Here is a 15253-nt window from a genome sequence, read left to right as displayed (position 1 = left end):
ATACAAATAAAGGGGGCTTTTATGGGGGAGATTTACGTCATTAGACATTGTCTAGCAGAAGGGCAATCTGAAGATGCCTCTTTAACGCAGGAGGGAAAAAAGCAGGCGGAAAGTTTAGTAGATTTTTTCAAGGATATAAAAATTGATCGAATTCTTTCTAGCCCTTTTTTAAGAGCAATTCAATCCATAGAACCACTAAGTACGAAGGATAATATTACGATAGAAATTGAGGAAAGACTTTCAGAGCGACTTTTAAGTACTAGAGATTTACCGGATTGGTATGAAAAATTACAGGCAACATTTATCGATTTGGATTTAACATTTGATGGTGGCGAATCTAGTAAAGAAGCGATGAATCGAATTGTAAATGTTGTAGAAGAAGCATTTGCTCGAAATGTTGCGAGTACAGTAATCGTAAGTCATGGCAATATCATTGCATTGTTATTGAAGTATTATGATAAGGACGTTGATTTTCAAAGCTGGAAAAATTTAAGCAATCCAGATGTTTTTCGATTAAGTAAAAAGCATAGCAATGTCAGAATAGAGCGAGTATGGAATCCGGATTTTTAAATACAAGGTGGTATGGTAGGAGTGTCTTATCATACCTTTTAGTATGATTTCAGAGAAATTGTTCTATATAAAAGAAGGAGTGTATAATGGAGACCATTTTAAAAGATATTTTAACATGGATTACGTTAGCTGATAAAAGGATAATCATTGGCATTTCAGGGCATGGAGCTGCAGGAAAAACAACGTTTGCCCATAAATTAATAAATGCTTTAAATCGAGATGAAGTGAATTATATGAATACGGATCCGTATATTGTAAGTTCAGATATACGCAAACAGGCAATCATTGATTATACATATCAACATCAGGATCATCGTTTTAAAATGACTGCTTGTCATCCTGCTGCACATCATCTACCTTCATTGGAAAGAGATGTTCAGATGATAAAAGAAGGACTAGATTTATGGACCATCGATACACATTATATGAAAAGTTCTTTCGTTTCTTCCAAAAGGCCAATTACGATTGTTGAAGGTATGAGTGTAGCGTTTATAAATCCGGAGTTATTTGACTTAAAAATTTACTTTTATACAGATGAAGCTACAGAACTAATGAGAAGATCTGGACGTGATGTAAACGAAAGAGGAACAGAACTCAATTATTTAAAGCAGTCACATAATGAACGACGTATTCAATATGAGTTATTTATGCATCCGTATAGTCAGTATTTTGATGTGGTGATTAAAACACATCAAAATGAATTTCATATTGAGAAAAATATTTTTTTAAAATAATAAAAGAGCCTTCATCGCCACAAGCAGAAGGCTCTATTTGTTAGTATTGATATGTTACGCGAACAGTAGCTTGGATTGCTACTTGCCCTTGTGCGATAGGTGTATTTCCAGAGGCATCAACCATAGAACGATAAAGGATAGGTGTGTTAACCTGCTCCTCGACAATTTCAATTGGGAGAGGTTGTAAAGGAAGATGCATGGTTTCCGCAATCGTTTTTGCCTTCAATAGAGCATTTTGAAGGGCTACTCTTAATGCTTGCTGATAGTAAGCATCTGTATGGTCAATATTGAACTGAATGTTGGCAATACGATTTGCCCCATGCTCTATGGCAGTATCAATGATTAAGCCAAGATCGTCTATATTCGTTACGTTGACAGTAACGGCATTAATCACTTCATAGCCATTAAAAATTTGCTTGCCATCTTCAAACTGATATAGCGGTGTAATTGTATAACTTGTTGTTTGAATTTGTTCTCTTGGAATACCAAGCGCTACGAGTGATTGAATGACTTGATTCATAATGATCGCATTCTCCTGTTGTGGCACCTGGACATTATCCCCTTGTGTTTGAACTTCAATTTGTAGTTGAGCAGAAGTGGGCGTAGCCTTTACCTGTCCGTTGCCAGTTACAGTCATAACACGCGATGTATGGGTTGCTTGTTGATTGACCTGTGCATAGTACATACAATACCACCCTTCGTGAGCTTTATAGTATAAGCTATGCAAAAAAGTTTATGACTTGTCTAGTTTTTTTAATAATTTATTATGGAGCTTTGTAAATAATAATAAGGTTAAAATTGTTCCTAGCAAGGCTAAAAACATGTCCCATTGAGCATCCCAGCGATCTCCCTGCATTCCTAAAAAGTCTTTTGCCCCTTTACTGCCCTTCGAGACTCTTGTGCTTAACCATTCGATGATTTCATAAAATGCAGCAATTGCAAGCAAAATACTAATTGTTATGCCTGTTAACCAAGCTCCTTTAGTAAGCGTAGTCTTTCTAAGTAGTATTTCTCTTATAACAATAGCTAATAAACCTTTTAAAAAATGGCCAAAGCGATCATAGTGATTACGTTGTAAATGAAACTCTTCTTTTATCCAGTTAAAAAGAGGGACTTCCGAATAGGTATAATGCCCACCTATAAAAGTAAGGATTGAAAGTAGGGCAATGATAAAGTAAGAAAATGTTGTGAAGCGAAATTTATTATAGATACAAACAACAACAATAATCGCCACAATGCCAGGGCTTACTTCTGCTAGCCAATCTAAGTAGGAGGATGGCTTAATGACAGACCAGACGAAGACAATCAGGACGATAGCAAGTAATGTTACATGTATCTTAAAATGTTTCCGATTATTCATAATGATACACTCCCTTTGTCCCACAGTATGGGGAAGGGGGAAATTGCTTATTCAAGAAGTAGTAAGAAAAAGCGTCTAGTTACTCTAGAACTGACGCTTTTAGTATGTTAAATCATTTTTAAAAGTGCTTCTACGCCAGACATTCCTTCTGTAATACCAAGCTGCTCTGCTTCATATGTTACCGATTCTAATGGAGCTGTTAAAAGCTCATCAATTGTCTTCACCCCAACTGCACGACCAGCAACAATTTTTCGATCAACTAAGCGACTATTTAAAAGACCAACATCTAATGCTCCACACATAATATAGCCCGTATTATTGGAAATGGTCAGTAGCGTTGTTTTAGGTAATTGAACAACTACTGCTGTGAAGAAATGCCCTTTAATCATAATAGGTTCAATTGTCACCATCAAAATCACTCCTTTTCTCTATATACATATGGTGATGGTGAGTAAGGTGTTCAACATTTCTATTAAAAAAATGTGAAAGAAGGTGACAACTAAACTAATCAATTAGTTATATGGAAAAAACCAAAAAAAATCTACTCGTAATGAATAGATACCTTTACCTTTATTTTGTATAAGAAAGTAAAGCGGTTTGCTTAAAATTATTTAAAGCAATTGTTGCCTCACTTTTAGTACTGTATTCAAACATGCGATACGTATTTTTTTCAAATACCGTAATAACCCACATATATGTCATCTCCTTTATTGTGTTACATAACATTTAATTTATTTGTGAATCTGTTATATATCAATGGTGATTTTATTTTACATTAGATCATAAAAAAATAAAGGTCTATTCATAACCTTTCACATATTGTTCAAAATTTTATGTAGTTCATAATGTTTTTTTGAAATAATTAAAGGAGAAAACCGTCAGTCCTTTTGGAAGTATAATTCACTGTAATTCGTAAATAGTAAGTTGACGGAGTTCTGAATGTTGGACTTGGGAGGTGATGCTATGACACGTAATTATGTACTGCTTCTAACAGTTTGCTTTTTAATCATCTCGGGATTTTTAGGAATGAAAGGCTATGCAGATAAGGGGCGCCCTTATTATGAAGAGACAGGTAAAGTTGTATGGGATATCAATACAGAAGATAAAATTGTTGCCCTTACCTTTGACGATGGCCCACATCCAAAATACACGGCTGCAGTGCTTGACTTACTAGCTAAATATGATGCTAAAGCAACCTTTTTTATTATTGGAAAAAATGCAGAGAAGTATCCAGAGCTTGTTTTACGTTCTTATACAGAAGGGCATGAATTAGCAAATCATACGTATACACATCCATTTAAAGTTTCCATCAAAAAATTGCAAGAAGAGCTTCAACAAACGAATGACACGATTTATAGTATTACTGGTTTTTCCCCAGTTTTATTCCGTCCCGTTGGTGGAAATTATACGGATGCTATGATAAATGCTGCTGTTAAGGACGGCTACAAGGTCGTAATGTGGTCTTGGCATCAGGATACTCAAGATTGGAAGGAGCCTGGTGTCAAGAAAATAGTGCAAAAGGTGATGAAGGGAACAAGACCTGGAGATGTCATTTTATTTCATGATGGTGGCGGGAACCGTTCGCAAACGATTAAGGCACTAGAAGAAATAATACCCGCATTAAAAAAACAAGGCTATTCATTTGTCACAATATCCGAGTTGATTGAAAGTAAACAGCAACAAGAGCAAATTCAATAACGAAAAATAAGCCATCTCAACTAGGTTTGAAATGGCTTATTTTTCATAGTTTGATTTAGAAGAAAATAATTGGAGCTAGTGCAATACCTAATATTGTTCCTAAAGCTATTCCATAGCCAAAACCGGCACCTCTATATCCCCCGAATCCCCAAAATCCTAAACCATAACCACTGTATCTTCTATCAGGTAGAATCCATACCTGTCTTCTGTCTACCCTTGTGATTTCCCCAACATGTACTCTACCAGATGAATCCGAAATCCTTACACGTTTTCCATGATATTTACAGCAGAGATTATAAGCATCAGATGGATTCACACATATCCCTCCTTTCGATGTCATTACAAGCTAATATATGCGGTTTAATGCATTTATCACTAGCCGATTGTCTATTCCAACATATGCTATATAGAGGTGATGACATGGCAGTCGTGTCAACAGATAAGTGGCTGGAGGAATTTATAAGTGCAAGGAAATTGGCAAGAAAAAAAGAACTAAATAGCTTACAGTGTTCCATTCTTTGTGAGCGTTTAGGAGAGATATTTCAAGATGGATTGCCAGAAGAAATACAATTTTCATTACAGCAACAGGGGCTTATTCTTCCAAATGAGGTAGTTCAATTAGAGAAATTAAAGAAAAACAATGTTTGGGATTGTGTGGAACAGGAATTTATTTATTTACAACAAAAATGGAATGGTCCAGCAGTACCTATTTATATTTTTCCAATTACACAGCAGCAAACGATGACCAATAAAAACGGTGTTGCATATCCTCAAGCACTTTTTTTATTTATTGGTGAAATAGAAACAAGAGAACTTCAAGCGCTGTTTGCCCATGAATATAACCATGTATGCCGTTTACACAACTTAAAAAAGTCTCTTGGAGATATGACTTTGTTGGATTCTCTTATTTTAGAGGGAGTAGCAGAATGTGCGGTGCAAGAATTATACGGAGAAAAATGGCTATTACCGTGGTTAAAGAACTACAAATTGGAAGAGCTTTTAGCTTTGTGGAAGACCTATTTTTTGCCTCATTTAAAACTTCAAGGAGTTGAAAAACATAGGCCATTTTTATATGGTGGAAAGCTTCCTTTGTGGATAGGCTACTGTATAGGCTACGAGATCGTGCAGACATATATAAAGAATCATCCTACTCATCATCCGTTATCCATATCAAGCCAAGATATACTTGCTGGATCAGATTTTCCGCTACAATAGAGAAAAGGAGTGATTGTTGTGTCAAATGAAATAACAAATGTATTATTACCAGTCGTAAATTCATCAACAAAGGTGCTTATTGTTGGCTCGATGCCTGGAAAGCAATCATTAGAAAAGCAGCAATACTATGGTAATCCACGCAATCACTTTTGGCCCATTATTGGTGAAGTATTGGAAACAGATATTCCAGATGAATATGATAAAAGAATTGCATTATTAGAAAGCAATTCAATTGGTCTTTGGGATACGATTGAAACCTGTGAACGTGAAGGTAGTCTTGATGCAACGATTCGTAATGAAAAGCCGAATGATTTTCAAACACTTTTTGAAAAGTATCCTAACATCCAATTAGTGCTTTTTAATGGAGGGAAGGCATTTGAAGTTTTTAAAAAGCATCTTGGCCTAGAACTGATTGAAGGACGAGCTTACAAAAAAATGCCGTCCACAAGTCCAATCCCAGGAAAAAATATAAAATCCTTTGCTGAAAAGCTAGAGGACTGGCGCATTATCCAATCCTATTTAACTTAATTTCAGCAATCACTAAAACCTAGGTTCATTTGAGTAGCTCGAATGAGAAGAAATAGCTGCCTTAAAATTTCTTGCGCTTTTAAACCAATGATAAAAAAGGATATAAACAATAATCATTTCAATTGCATCGCCACCGTAATACATGATCTTGGCACCTAGCTCTGCCTGTGTAGCTATTACATGCTGAGGAGGATACGCATAAATATATTTTGCTAGGATAGAGTGAGCTGCTAATGCTACTAATAATATAATGGATCGAAAGACATAGGAGTGTGGATGTGGAGTGGGATCAATATAAATAAAAGCAATGGTAAACACATAACCTGCTAGAAAAATGTGAAGATGAATAAAAATATATAAAAGTAAATGTTCGTGCATCATGTTGAAAAGTGGTGTTGTATAGAGTAACCATAGACCACCTACATTTAGCGTAGATGCAATTATCGGGTGACGAACAAAACGGAAATAAGGACTTCTTATTATCCGAGAAAGAGTACGTGCCGTATTTACTGGTAAGGTCCTTAAAAGTAATGTCATAGGTGCTGCTAATACCATAAGTAGTGGGGCAAGCATACCAAGCAATAAATGACCTATCATGTGTGCGACAAAATTGACATGAATAAGGGAAGCCAATGGGCCAATTAATGTAACAAGGGCACTTACACATCCTACTATCCAACAGCTAGTACGATAATGTGACCATTGCTTTTTATGTTGATTCGAAACAATGACAGCAACGATATAGAAAATAAGTGCTATAAAAAATGGAAAAGCTAATATTTGCTGTCCAAAGGTGAAAAAATTTTGGATGTGAGCTTCATGAGAATGCAAAATGAGCAACCCTCCTAACGTGCTTTTTGATTTGTTTGGAATAATAAAATGATGCCAATTACAATTAATATAGCTGCTAATATATTCCACACTAGATCATAGGGTAGAATATCGACATGATAGCGAATTTGATGAAGTTTCATAAATTTATGCTGAATAATCCCATCGTAAAGCTGAAAGACTCCAGCTCCGAGAAAAATACCACCAAGCCATCTTTTTAACCAAAATCCATGTCTTCGATGTAAATCGGCCAATAGAAAAGCAGAGCCAATCGTAGCAAAAAAGCTGAAGGCATGAAATAAACCATCTGACACTAATCCAATATTAGCTGTAGATTTATCATAGAAATGATGCCAATGTAATAATTGATGGAAAATAACCTCATCTATAAATGCAACAACCCCAAGTCCGAATAGTATACCTGTCCACATATTGCGTTGCTTATAGTGAAAGCGATTTTCGTGTTTATGATTTTTTTCCTCATACATCTCTGTCATCCCCAAGCATATCACCTCACGTTGAATTTCTTTTAGTCTACCCACGAGAGGAGCTCTTAAACAAAATATCCCCCCGAAACAAGTGTTTTCAGAGGGATGCTACGCTCATTGCCAGGTATTATAGTATGAACCAGCCGGGCTATAAAAAAATTTAAAGTTATACTTCTTCGCCAATGCACGGCTTTCTAATTCATCTGTAAAGCCGATTGCCATAACCTGTGTACCAAATTCCTCTCGTAGATGGACAAGTTTTTTCATCATTTCGAGAGACCATTCATCATTCCCTACCTCATGATATGAGAAGTCTTCCCACATAATAAAATCGACATAGGGCGCGGTATAATCTATTAGCGTTTGAAATCCCCAATTTTGAGCAACCGATAAAGTGGGATGGCGTTGTTTAATTTGTTGGATAAAAGATAACATGGCTTCATTTTGCCACTTTTGTTCATCTTCAGGTAAATAAGAATTGATATTACCAACAGTATCTAAAAACACACCGTCTAAGCCTTTCTGAACAATTTGCTTCTCTATTTCTGTTAGCAAAATGTCTTGATAATGCGAAGAAGTCATATCCATTAAATAAGAATCCCACTGTGCGAAGTACATTTTTTCACCTTGCTTGTCTCGATAAAAATCATCTTCTTCTAGCTGGCGATAGAGGACTGTATTCCATTGATCTGCCTCCATTGCATTAATATATCCATAAACTAAAGTGCCGTTCTTTTGAGCATTATCTATATATTTTTGCTGCATTTCGATGGGTTCCACAATAACTAAATCTAACTTAGTCATATCCTCGCCAATGGTATCATTGCCTTTATCTAAGTAATATTTATAATCCTTTACATCTGCAAGTTTTGCTTGAATACTAGTTGAAGAGGATGAAGCAGGATTTTTAGTAATCATAAACCAAATGCTTATTGCTGTAAGCATAGCAATGAAGAGTAAAAGTATTTTTTTCATAGGGACTCCTTTTAGAAAAATATCCCGTTTATTATACAATAATAGGAAACGAATTGTCTTAGTTAGGCAATGGCTCAACGGTTAATCGCCCTTTTACATATATTGAATAATGTAAAAGGAGGGTTTGTGTGTACAATAATCCATTTAGAGAAGATAATTTTAGAAGACCGGGCTGGGCAGATTATGATGATTTTGAAACTACATCATTTGGACCTTCTAATTTTGGGTCACCTCCGGGAGGGCAAATGCCAATGAGTACCCCACCAGGCTTTTCACCAACAATCCCTACATCGCGTGTAGGTGCAAGTGGTATACGTTCCTGTTTATTTAGAAATACTTATATTTGGATGAATAGCGGTAGAAGCTTTTGGTTTTTCCCAACAGTTGTGGGAAGGGAATTTATAGCTGGTTTCCGCTGGAGTAGAAGATATGGCTGGTATTTCCGAACAATTTCCAGAAACCAAATCCGTTCGTATGAATGTTTTAGATAAGCATTAATAAAGAGTAAAAGAATTTTTATTTTTCAAAAATGATGTTACAATTGACGGTAACTAATGAAGAAGGGAAGATGGGTGGCTAATGAATAACTAATCTTATTTTTTGTATTTGAAATTTTATATTTCGCGAACAACAAAAATAGGATTAGTCTGCCCATTTTTCATAATAATTGCTTGATATTAGTGAGTAGATGCTAATATTTAGCTACTCCAAACTTTTTTATAAAGATTCTGGAGCGACAAACTAGCTATTTTAATAGCTTATTTGTGTATGATATTGTAGAGACTAATCCTTCCAAAATACTTGGAGGGATTTTTTTGTCCCTCCAACTGGAGAGGATGGATAGTATGAAGGAACTTTTAAAATTACAGGATGTACATTATGAAATAAAGGATACCTTACTATTTGAGCATATGACAGGCACAGTGAAGCAAGGTGAGGTCATCGGAATTATTGGTAGAAATGGTGCTGGAAAATCAACATTATTACAGTTAATACAAGGAAAGGTTTTGCCATCTAAGGGAGTAATACAAAGGATACAGAATGTTAAGATTGCCTTTGTTGAGCAGGAGCTTGCCGAATTTGACAAACTAGAAGTAACAGCAAGAGAGGCAGATTTGTTGGCTAAATGGCAGGTGCCAAATGTGTCATTTACAGCTTTAAGTGGGGGTGAAAAGCTAAAAATGCGTCTAGCAGAGGGTTTTTCACAGAATACCCAACTCTTACTGCTTGATGAACCAACCAATCATTTAGATGACCAAAGTACAGCTTTTTTGATAAGGCAAATACAAAACTATAAGGGAACGATAATGGTTGTCTCACATGATCGTTATTTTTTAGATAAGGTTGCTACAAAAATCTGGTCTATTGAGGAAAAGAGTCTGATTGAACATAATGGCAATTATACAAGTTATATGGCTGAAAGAGAGCATAGAAGATTAACGCAACAACGTGCCTACGAAAAGCAGCAAAAAAACATAGAGCGCATTGAGGATCAAATGCAGGAGCTAACATCATGGTCGCAAAAGGGCCATGCACAGTCAACAAAACTAGAAGGCTTTAAGGAATATCATCGTGTGAAAGCAAAACGTCTAGACTCGCAAGTGAAATCTAAGAAAAAACGATTAGAAGCTGAGCTTGCAAAGGCAAAAGTTGAAGCTGTGGAGCCAGATACAGACATTCGTTTTTCTTTAGGAACATCTCAGCGTGTCGGTAAGCGTCTTTTGGAGACCAAGAACTTATCTTTATGTTTTGGTGATCGCATGTTATTTAAAGATGTTAATATCACTGCTCAATTTGGAGATAAAATCGCCATTATAGGAAACAATGGAAGTGGAAAAACAAGCTTTTTAAAAGTACTTTTAGGCAAGTTAGAAGCAGAGGGTGAAGTGTGGCTATCTCCTGCTGCCAATATTGGCTATCTGACGCAGGAAGTTTTTGATTTACCAATTGATCAGACACCAGAGCAATATTTTTACAGAGAAACATTTGAAGAGCGGGGCAAGGTTCGCAATTTAATGAAGAATTTAGGGTTTGCACCGACACATTGGACGTCTACTATAGGAGAAATGAGCATGGGAGAACGTGTAAAGTGTAAACTGATGGCCTATATTTTAGAGGATAGGAATGTTCTTATTTTAGATGAGCCAACGAATCATCTTGATTTACCTTCGCGTGAGCAATTGGAGCGCACACTTGCCCAATATAATGGGACATTACTTGTCGTATCACATGATCGATATTTTTTAGAGAAAGTAACGAATAGTGTTTGGGAGCTTCGCGGTCAACAGATGGAGAAAAAATGGAGTAAAGAGGCTCCAAAGCAGTTGGATGATCTTGTAGCTCTTCGTTTAAAGCTTGAAACGGAAAGGCAAGAGGTGTTAGGAAAATTGAGTTTTCTTACAGCAAAGGATAAAGACTATGCAATGCTTGACCAAAAGTTTAATGAGCTGACACAGCAAATCAATAAGCTTAAATAGATAAACAAGTTTAAGTTAACCGTTGTCAGGGAAAAATGCCGAAAAAGGGTATTACTAGATGGAGGTTAACACAATGAAAAGATGGCTATTTCTCATTTTACTATTGAGTAGTAGTATCATAGGTGCTTGTGCTGGTCATGAAAAAATTCATCAAGCACAAGAAAATGAGATCGATGAACCCGTCGTACAATCTAATAATGACAATAGGGATACAGTTGTGTCACAAGGTGAATCTCTTCAACAAATAAAGGATCAGATCCATTCGGATATACCAATAAAAATGCCAACAACATTACCGATTGCAGATGATGCTTTTTTAACGGCCACAACACGTGCTGAAGGGGACCATGTTGAAATTATCTTTTATGAAAGTAAAGAAAATATGCCAATTAATGATATTCGATTAAAGAATTCTGCGACTGCCATCTGTAGATTGTTCGTCAAGCAATACAAAAGTGCTGAAGGGGCTAGTACACAAATCGCATTCGATAATTTTAGTCAAAATGGAGGGCACGAAGTTGATCTTGGCTACAATATAACGGGTTATCAAGATGCGGGTGCTGGCTCGTTATGGACGGGTTGGAATGAAGGGAGATGGGCCATCGCCACACATACACGCACTGACGACCCAGAGGCAGGTATTAAGCTTGCTAAGCAGGCAGTAAAATATTTAGAAAATCATATGCTACCTATTCCAAAGCAATATGGTTTAGCTCAGCTGGATTTATATCAATCTGGTAATTTAATTGTGTGGCAGGATGAAAAGCTTGTCTACACACTCGATTCGATCAAAGAGCCGTTAAAAGCTCTTGAAATTGCTACAGCTTTTTATCAATAGAAAAAGATTGTATAGCAAGGTGAGGCGTTGATTTTTGTTCCGCCAGCATCCCTTTCAGGGGGCGTCCGATGAGCCGCTTCACTCCCTAACGTTCGCTCCAGGGTCTCATCTGTGACGCTAATCCCCTAGGAGTGACGCTTGAACGCCAATCAACCATATCGTAGTAAGAAGCTCACACATTAAAAGAGTAGGGAGCACATAAATCTTTGCTAAAAAGATAACATCCATTTGAAACGAACTTTCCCTTTCGTAATCATGCTATGATTGTTTTTCAACACTATAAAAACCTAGAGCAGTAGTTGCTCTAGGTTTTTTGCAATTTAAGATCTTACATCATCTATGAGCTTCTTGTATTCGTTAAAACGTTGCTGCCAGTTTTCCATTGGGAAGCTTTGATGTTCTACACCATTCAATAAATCTGATAACAAGTCAAGGCATATATGCCATCCTGCTAAATCCTTTGGCGTGTGGTCGGTTAGCTCTTGTAGGGTCTCAATTAATCGTAATAATGAGCCATTGTCTGTAGGTGACAGTTCAAATCTAACGCGATCTTGACCCCATTCAAATTCGAGTACTTGTTTTTCAGCATAATCTGTTATGGCAATTTCCTCATAGGTATCTGTTCCATCGTTCATATTAAAATGTATTTTACCGTGCTGACGTAGCTCAATGATTTCAAGATTACTCATCCACTTTTGTAGGTTTTCATTGGTAGTTATGGCCTTCCAAACAGTGTCAATTGAATGTGGTAGCGGTCTTTTGTACGTTACGACATGACAATCTGAGTGCTTTTTAATAGTAGCTAACATAGCTATCCTCCTAAATACTACGCATAATATATTTTATCTTCATTATAGGCTTTAACAGCAAAATGTCACACGACAATCATTAAAATTTAGGATAATATTGTTAAAAAGGAGGAGAGCTGATGACACATCAACAAGCACTGGAAAGGTATATACAAGCAACAAATACACATGATTTTAATCAAGTAAAGGCAATTTTGCATCCTCAGGCAATTTATTGGTTCTCTGATAAAACATGCACTACTACAGAAGAAATTGAGGCGTACTTTAAGCATGCGTGGAATGTAATCAAAGAGGAAGTTTATTCGGCATCAGATGTAAACTGGATAACAGTTGACGAAAAAACAGCTACCTGTCTTTATACATATCACTATGAAGGCTATCTAAACGGAAAATTTGTAACAGGTAGCGGTAGAGCAACAAATATTTTTACATTCGTTGACGATGAATGGAAGTTAATACACGAACATTTGAGTGGTGCTCAGTAAATGAATGTAAATGCCACTTGGATAATCAATAAAAGAATAATGTAAAATGCCCCATATTGTTAATACATGCAACGGTACCTGCAGAGTTAGATACGATAAGAAAAAATTGTATCCAGAACTTACAAATGAAAATAGGACATTTAAATGTTGAATCAATTGTAGGAGCTGGACATGATATATTCCGAGATGCACCTGAAATGGTAGCGACAAGATTAAAAGTTTGGTGTAAAAGTTAAATTGGAGGCTGACGACTTGAGATTGCTACTAACGGAGGAAGAACTAAAAAATCTAATAGTGGCAGATGATTGGATGATGGATATTTTATCTACAGTGGAAACATTGCAGCTGCCAGATTGGTGGGTATGTGCAGGGGTCATTCGCAGGTATGGGATGTCCTTCATGAAAAAGAAGATAGAACACCGATTACTGATATTGATGTGATATATTTTGATAAAGAAAAGGTAGCGGAAAAAATAGAAAAACACTATGAACAGGAACTCAAACAGATATCTCCAAATGAGCCATGGTCTGTGAAAAATCAAGCACGAATGCACGTCCTTAATGGAAGTAAACCGTACAAATCTGCTGTTGATGGAATTGCTCATTTCCCTGAAATACCAACGGCTATTGGCGTGAAATTATCAAATGGTTTACTAGAGATTGCTGCACCGTATGGGATTAGACATCTAGGAGCAGGTATTGTAGAGCCGACGCCATTTTTCCTTGAAAATAATTATGAGATTTATCGTCAAAGAATGCATCTTAAACAGTGGCACTTAAGATGGCCAAAGTTAGAAATTAATCTTCAGTAAAGAGGTGAGCTTTATTGCAAAGAGATAAAACCTATGTTATCAACCACTATAAAAAATCAATGGATTGGATAAGCGATTTTAGGTCTCTATCTGAAGTTCAATGGCGTATGCCAATTGAACCTGGGAAATGGTCAGTTGCAGAGGTGATAGGACATCTTCACCCCTGGGATGAATTTGTGTTAAATCAACGCATACCTTTTTTCTTTGTTGATGAACGTCTACCTAAAGGACCAGATGCTGAAAAGCTAAATACGAGTGCAGCCAAGAAAAGTCGGGAACAGCATATGGATCAAACAATCACGGATTTTATTACCTCAAGGAGTCAGCTATTACAAGTTCTTCAGCAATTTACAGATGAGCAATGGCAGCAGACATTTACAATTGGTCAATCAGAGATAATCATTGTTGACTATTTTATCGGGTTAATCAATCATGATTTACATCATTTTTCACAGATTCAGAATGTTATACATGTTTAGGAGTTAGCGTATGGATATCAAATATTTAATTGATTACTTTGCACATGCTTCTGTAAAATTTACGGATGTTTTTACTAAAAGAATGGAACCCGGTGAAGAAGATACAGGAAGAACAACAGCGCCAGGAAAATGTGGCTTAGTTATACCTCTTGCAGGTAGTGCCATCTTTAGCTTTAAAGGAACTCCCTATGTTATGGAGCCGGGAATGATTGTCCATGCAGGTTCCCAGATGCCGATAGAAGTAAAGGTTACCAGTCACAAAGGTTGGGAATATGCAGTTATTCATTATAGTCTACCTACAGAGGAATCTGCTCTTTTCCCATTAGCAGAGCAACATTTTTCAATCAATACAGGCTTTAACACGCAAATCATTAACATCGTCCAGCAAATAATAGAAAGCTACTCACTTCCAGGAAGTATGGCTATTTTTAAGTCCAAGACTTTATTTATGAATTTGCTAGAAAATATTCTTATAGCGGCAAAAATGAAGGTTTTAGATAGTGCTAGTAAATGGATGGAACAGGCCTTAGAGTATATACATGAGAATTATGCAGAGCAGATTTTGGTGTCAAATATTTCTAAAGAATTTGGAATTGAACGCCGTCGCTTTGCGTATTTATTTGAGCAGCATACAGGTATGAATCCTAGCACCTATATAACGGAATACCGTATACGGCGCGCAAAGGACTTACTAGAATATGCTGAAATTCCTATAGCTGAAATTGCTGAATGTGTAGGGTATGTAGATTGCTTTTATTTTAGTAGAGTCTTTAAAAAATGTACTGGTTTGTCACCTTCAGCTTATCGAAAGATAAAAATGGAGGAAGCTAACTATGTGTAAATGCTGTTTCTTATAAAAAAAGAAGCAGTTTTTTTATTATTTAAATCGGCAAAAATCCATGTCATTTTCGAAATCGTCCATTCACAATCTTTTTTTACTTTGTTAGGATAGTA

Annotated in this window: 22 protein-coding genes; 13 read left to right on the top strand and 9 right to left on the bottom strand. The window is 36.4% G+C overall.

All coding sequences use genetic code 11. The features are described from left to right. The first annotated feature begins 21 nt into the window (after window positions 1–21). Window positions 22–570 carry a histidine phosphatase family protein gene (locus tag MKY49_RS21125; RefSeq protein WP_274794832.1) on the top strand — a complete coding sequence of 183 codons (549 nt, stop codon included), beginning with the start codon at window positions 22–24 and terminating at the stop codon, window positions 568–570. Between the two features lie 86 nt (window positions 571–656). Then, complete coding sequence (locus MKY49_RS21120) at window positions 657–1304, top strand: uridine kinase family protein (protein ID WP_322605267.1); 648 nt, start codon at window positions 657–659, stop codon at window positions 1302–1304. A 40-nt stretch (window positions 1305–1344) separates the two neighbouring features. On the opposite strand, the gene MKY49_RS21115 is transcribed toward MKY49_RS21120, so the two are convergent. From MKY49_RS21115 to MKY49_RS21100, 4 genes are all read right to left on the bottom strand, one after another. Beyond that, entirely contained in the window at window positions 1345–1989 is a 645-nt protein-coding gene (locus tag MKY49_RS21115) for an SIMPL domain-containing protein (protein ID WP_274794830.1), read from the bottom strand. Between the two features lie 48 nt (window positions 1990–2037). After that, entirely contained in the window at window positions 2038–2664 is a 627-nt protein-coding gene (locus MKY49_RS21110) for a DUF2238 domain-containing protein (protein ID WP_312506551.1), read from the bottom strand. 107 nt (window positions 2665–2771) lie between these two features. Next, entirely contained in the window at window positions 2772–3074 is a 303-nt protein-coding gene (locus tag MKY49_RS21105; RefSeq protein WP_274794828.1) for a YunC family protein, read from the bottom strand. A 160-nt stretch (window positions 3075–3234) separates the two neighbouring features. Continuing rightward, complete coding sequence (locus tag MKY49_RS21100) at window positions 3235–3357, bottom strand: hypothetical protein (protein ID WP_274794827.1); 123 nt, start codon at window positions 3355–3357, stop codon at window positions 3235–3237. 270 nt (window positions 3358–3627) lie between these two features. Between MKY49_RS21100 and MKY49_RS21095 the strand changes: the two genes are divergently transcribed. Beyond that, window positions 3628–4362 (top strand): polysaccharide deacetylase family protein, encoded by a 735-nt coding sequence (locus MKY49_RS21095; protein WP_274794826.1) that lies wholly within the window; start codon window positions 3628–3630, stop codon window positions 4360–4362. 55 nt (window positions 4363–4417) lie between these two features. Here the strand turns inward: MKY49_RS21095 and MKY49_RS21090 are convergent, their stop codons facing one another. After that, window positions 4418–4678 carry a hypothetical protein gene (locus tag MKY49_RS21090; protein WP_274794825.1) on the bottom strand — a complete coding sequence of 87 codons (261 nt, stop codon included), beginning with the start codon at window positions 4676–4678 and terminating at the stop codon, window positions 4418–4420. Between the two features lie 104 nt (window positions 4679–4782). Here MKY49_RS21090 and MKY49_RS21085 point away from each other — a divergent pair, with 104 nt between their 5' ends. Further along, the gene (locus MKY49_RS21085; protein WP_341387040.1) at window positions 4783–5577 is read left to right on the top strand and encodes a DUF2268 domain-containing protein; all 795 of its coding nucleotides are present in this window, start codon (window positions 4783–4785) and stop codon (window positions 5575–5577) included. Between the two features lie 18 nt (window positions 5578–5595). Further along, entirely contained in the window at window positions 5596–6105 is a 510-nt protein-coding gene (locus tag MKY49_RS21080) for a DNA-deoxyinosine glycosylase (RefSeq protein ID WP_341387039.1), read from the top strand. Between the two features lie 12 nt (window positions 6106–6117). Here MKY49_RS21080 and MKY49_RS21075 read toward each other — a convergent pair whose 3' ends face one another. The 3 genes from MKY49_RS21075 to MKY49_RS21065 all read right to left on the bottom strand — a co-directional run bounded on the left by MKY49_RS21075 (window position 6118) and on the right by MKY49_RS21065 (window position 8399). Next, window positions 6118–6936: a cytochrome c oxidase assembly protein gene (locus MKY49_RS21075; protein ID WP_322605270.1), complete on the bottom strand. Its 819-nt coding sequence runs from the start codon at window positions 6934–6936 to the stop codon at window positions 6118–6120. A gap of 14 nt (window positions 6937–6950) precedes the next feature. Next, window positions 6951–7424 carry a DUF2243 domain-containing protein gene (locus MKY49_RS21070; RefSeq protein ID WP_341387133.1) on the bottom strand — a complete coding sequence of 158 codons (474 nt, stop codon included), beginning with the start codon at window positions 7422–7424 and terminating at the stop codon, window positions 6951–6953. A gap of 114 nt (window positions 7425–7538) precedes the next feature. After that, the gene (locus tag MKY49_RS21065; RefSeq protein ID WP_322605271.1) at window positions 7539–8399 is read right to left on the bottom strand and encodes an endo alpha-1,4 polygalactosaminidase; all 861 of its coding nucleotides are present in this window, start codon (window positions 8397–8399) and stop codon (window positions 7539–7541) included. A 128-nt stretch (window positions 8400–8527) separates the two neighbouring features. Between MKY49_RS21065 and MKY49_RS21060 the strand changes: the two genes are divergently transcribed. The 3 genes from MKY49_RS21060 to MKY49_RS21050 all read left to right on the top strand — a co-directional run bounded on the left by MKY49_RS21060 (window position 8528) and on the right by MKY49_RS21050 (window position 11714). Next, window positions 8528–8890 (top strand): hypothetical protein, encoded by a 363-nt coding sequence (locus MKY49_RS21060; RefSeq protein WP_274794820.1) that lies wholly within the window; start codon window positions 8528–8530, stop codon window positions 8888–8890. A gap of 354 nt (window positions 8891–9244) precedes the next feature. Next, window positions 9245–10876 carry a ribosomal protection-like ABC-F family protein gene (gene abc-f, locus MKY49_RS21055; RefSeq protein ID WP_341387038.1) on the top strand — a complete coding sequence of 544 codons (1632 nt, stop codon included), beginning with the start codon at window positions 9245–9247 and terminating at the stop codon, window positions 10874–10876. A gap of 73 nt (window positions 10877–10949) precedes the next feature. Continuing rightward, on the top strand, window positions 10950–11714 hold the full coding sequence (locus MKY49_RS21050; RefSeq protein WP_341387037.1) for a hypothetical protein: 765 nt from the start codon (window positions 10950–10952) through the stop codon (window positions 11712–11714). 320 nt (window positions 11715–12034) lie between these two features. Here MKY49_RS21050 and MKY49_RS21045 read toward each other — a convergent pair whose 3' ends face one another. Continuing rightward, a complete protein-coding gene (locus MKY49_RS21045; RefSeq protein WP_341387035.1) occupies window positions 12035–12523 on the bottom strand; it encodes an SRPBCC family protein in 489 nt (162 codons plus the stop codon). A 119-nt stretch (window positions 12524–12642) separates the two neighbouring features. Between MKY49_RS21045 and MKY49_RS21040 the strand changes: the two genes are divergently transcribed. The 5 genes from MKY49_RS21040 to MKY49_RS21020 all read left to right on the top strand — a co-directional run bounded on the left by MKY49_RS21040 (window position 12643) and on the right by MKY49_RS21020 (window position 15140). Beyond that, window positions 12643–13008, top strand: coding sequence for a YybH family protein (locus MKY49_RS21040; RefSeq protein ID WP_274794816.1), 366 nt, complete (start codon window positions 12643–12645; stop codon window positions 13006–13008). A 252-nt stretch (window positions 13009–13260) separates the two neighbouring features. Continuing rightward, the gene (locus tag MKY49_RS21035) at window positions 13261–13449 is read left to right on the top strand and encodes a hypothetical protein (RefSeq protein WP_341387034.1); all 189 of its coding nucleotides are present in this window, start codon (window positions 13261–13263) and stop codon (window positions 13447–13449) included. Beyond that, window positions 13371–13820 carry a nucleotidyltransferase family protein gene (locus tag MKY49_RS21030; protein ID WP_341387032.1) on the top strand — a complete coding sequence of 150 codons (450 nt, stop codon included), beginning with the start codon at window positions 13371–13373 and terminating at the stop codon, window positions 13818–13820. Before MKY49_RS21035 ends, MKY49_RS21030 begins: the two co-directional genes overlap by 79 nt. A gap of 14 nt (window positions 13821–13834) precedes the next feature. After that, window positions 13835–14299, top strand: a complete 465-nt coding sequence (locus tag MKY49_RS21025; RefSeq protein WP_322605278.1) for a DinB family protein — start codon at window positions 13835–13837, stop codon at window positions 14297–14299. Between the two features lie 10 nt (window positions 14300–14309). Beyond that, the gene (locus MKY49_RS21020; RefSeq protein WP_274794813.1) at window positions 14310–15140 is read left to right on the top strand and encodes a helix-turn-helix domain-containing protein; all 831 of its coding nucleotides are present in this window, start codon (window positions 14310–14312) and stop codon (window positions 15138–15140) included. The last annotated feature ends 113 nt before the right edge of the window (window positions 15141–15253 follow it).

The sequence above is a fragment of the Lysinibacillus sp. FSL M8-0134 genome (genome assembly GCF_038069745.1).
GTDB lineage: Bacteria > Bacillota > Bacilli > Bacillales_A > Planococcaceae > Lysinibacillus > Lysinibacillus irui.
This window is presented reverse-complemented; position numbering and strand designations above follow the sequence as displayed.

What these genes read in the sequence shown, in the direction of transcription:
- MKY49_RS21085 (WP_341387040.1), top strand. Translation starts at nt 4,783, where the DNA reads ATGGCAGTCGTGTCAACAGATAAGTGGCTGGAGGAATTTATAAGTGCA.
- MKY49_RS21120 (WP_322605267.1), top strand. Translation starts at nt 657, where the DNA reads ATGGAGACCATTTTAAAAGATATTTTAACATGGATTACGTTAGCTGAT.
- MKY49_RS21125 (WP_274794832.1), top strand. Translation starts at nt 22, where the DNA reads ATGGGGGAGATTTACGTCATTAGACATTGTCTAGCAGAAGGGCAATCT.
- MKY49_RS21065 (WP_322605271.1), bottom strand. Translation starts at nt 8,399, where the DNA reads ATGAAAAAAATACTTTTACTCTTCATTGCTATGCTTACAGCAATAAGC.
- MKY49_RS21100 (WP_274794827.1), bottom strand. Translation starts at nt 3,357, where the DNA reads ATGTGGGTTATTACGGTATTTGAAAAAAATACGTATCGCATGTTTGAA.
- MKY49_RS21115 (WP_274794830.1), bottom strand. Translation starts at nt 1,989, where the DNA reads ATGTACTATGCACAGGTCAATCAACAAGCAACCCATACATCGCGTGTT.
- MKY49_RS21040 (WP_274794816.1), top strand. Translation starts at nt 12,643, where the DNA reads ATGACACATCAACAAGCACTGGAAAGGTATATACAAGCAACAAATACA.
- MKY49_RS21030 (WP_341387032.1), top strand. Translation starts at nt 13,371, where the DNA reads ATGTGCAGGGGTCATTCGCAGGTATGGGATGTCCTTCATGAAAAAGAA.
- MKY49_RS21045 (WP_341387035.1), bottom strand. Translation starts at nt 12,523, where the DNA reads ATGTTAGCTACTATTAAAAAGCACTCAGATTGTCATGTCGTAACGTAC.
- MKY49_RS21020 (WP_274794813.1), top strand. Translation starts at nt 14,310, where the DNA reads ATGGATATCAAATATTTAATTGATTACTTTGCACATGCTTCTGTAAAA.
- abc-f (WP_341387038.1), top strand. Translation starts at nt 9,245, where the DNA reads ATGAAGGAACTTTTAAAATTACAGGATGTACATTATGAAATAAAGGAT.
- MKY49_RS21050 (WP_341387037.1), top strand. Translation starts at nt 10,950, where the DNA reads ATGAAAAGATGGCTATTTCTCATTTTACTATTGAGTAGTAGTATCATA.
- MKY49_RS21105 (WP_274794828.1), bottom strand. Translation starts at nt 3,074, where the DNA reads ATGGTGACAATTGAACCTATTATGATTAAAGGGCATTTCTTCACAGCA.
- MKY49_RS21095 (WP_274794826.1), top strand. Translation starts at nt 3,628, where the DNA reads ATGACACGTAATTATGTACTGCTTCTAACAGTTTGCTTTTTAATCATC.
- MKY49_RS21070 (WP_341387133.1), bottom strand. Translation starts at nt 7,424, where the DNA reads ATGTATGAGGAAAAAAATCATAAACACGAAAATCGCTTTCACTATAAG.
- MKY49_RS21110 (WP_312506551.1), bottom strand. Translation starts at nt 2,664, where the DNA reads ATGAATAATCGGAAACATTTTAAGATACATGTAACATTACTTGCTATC.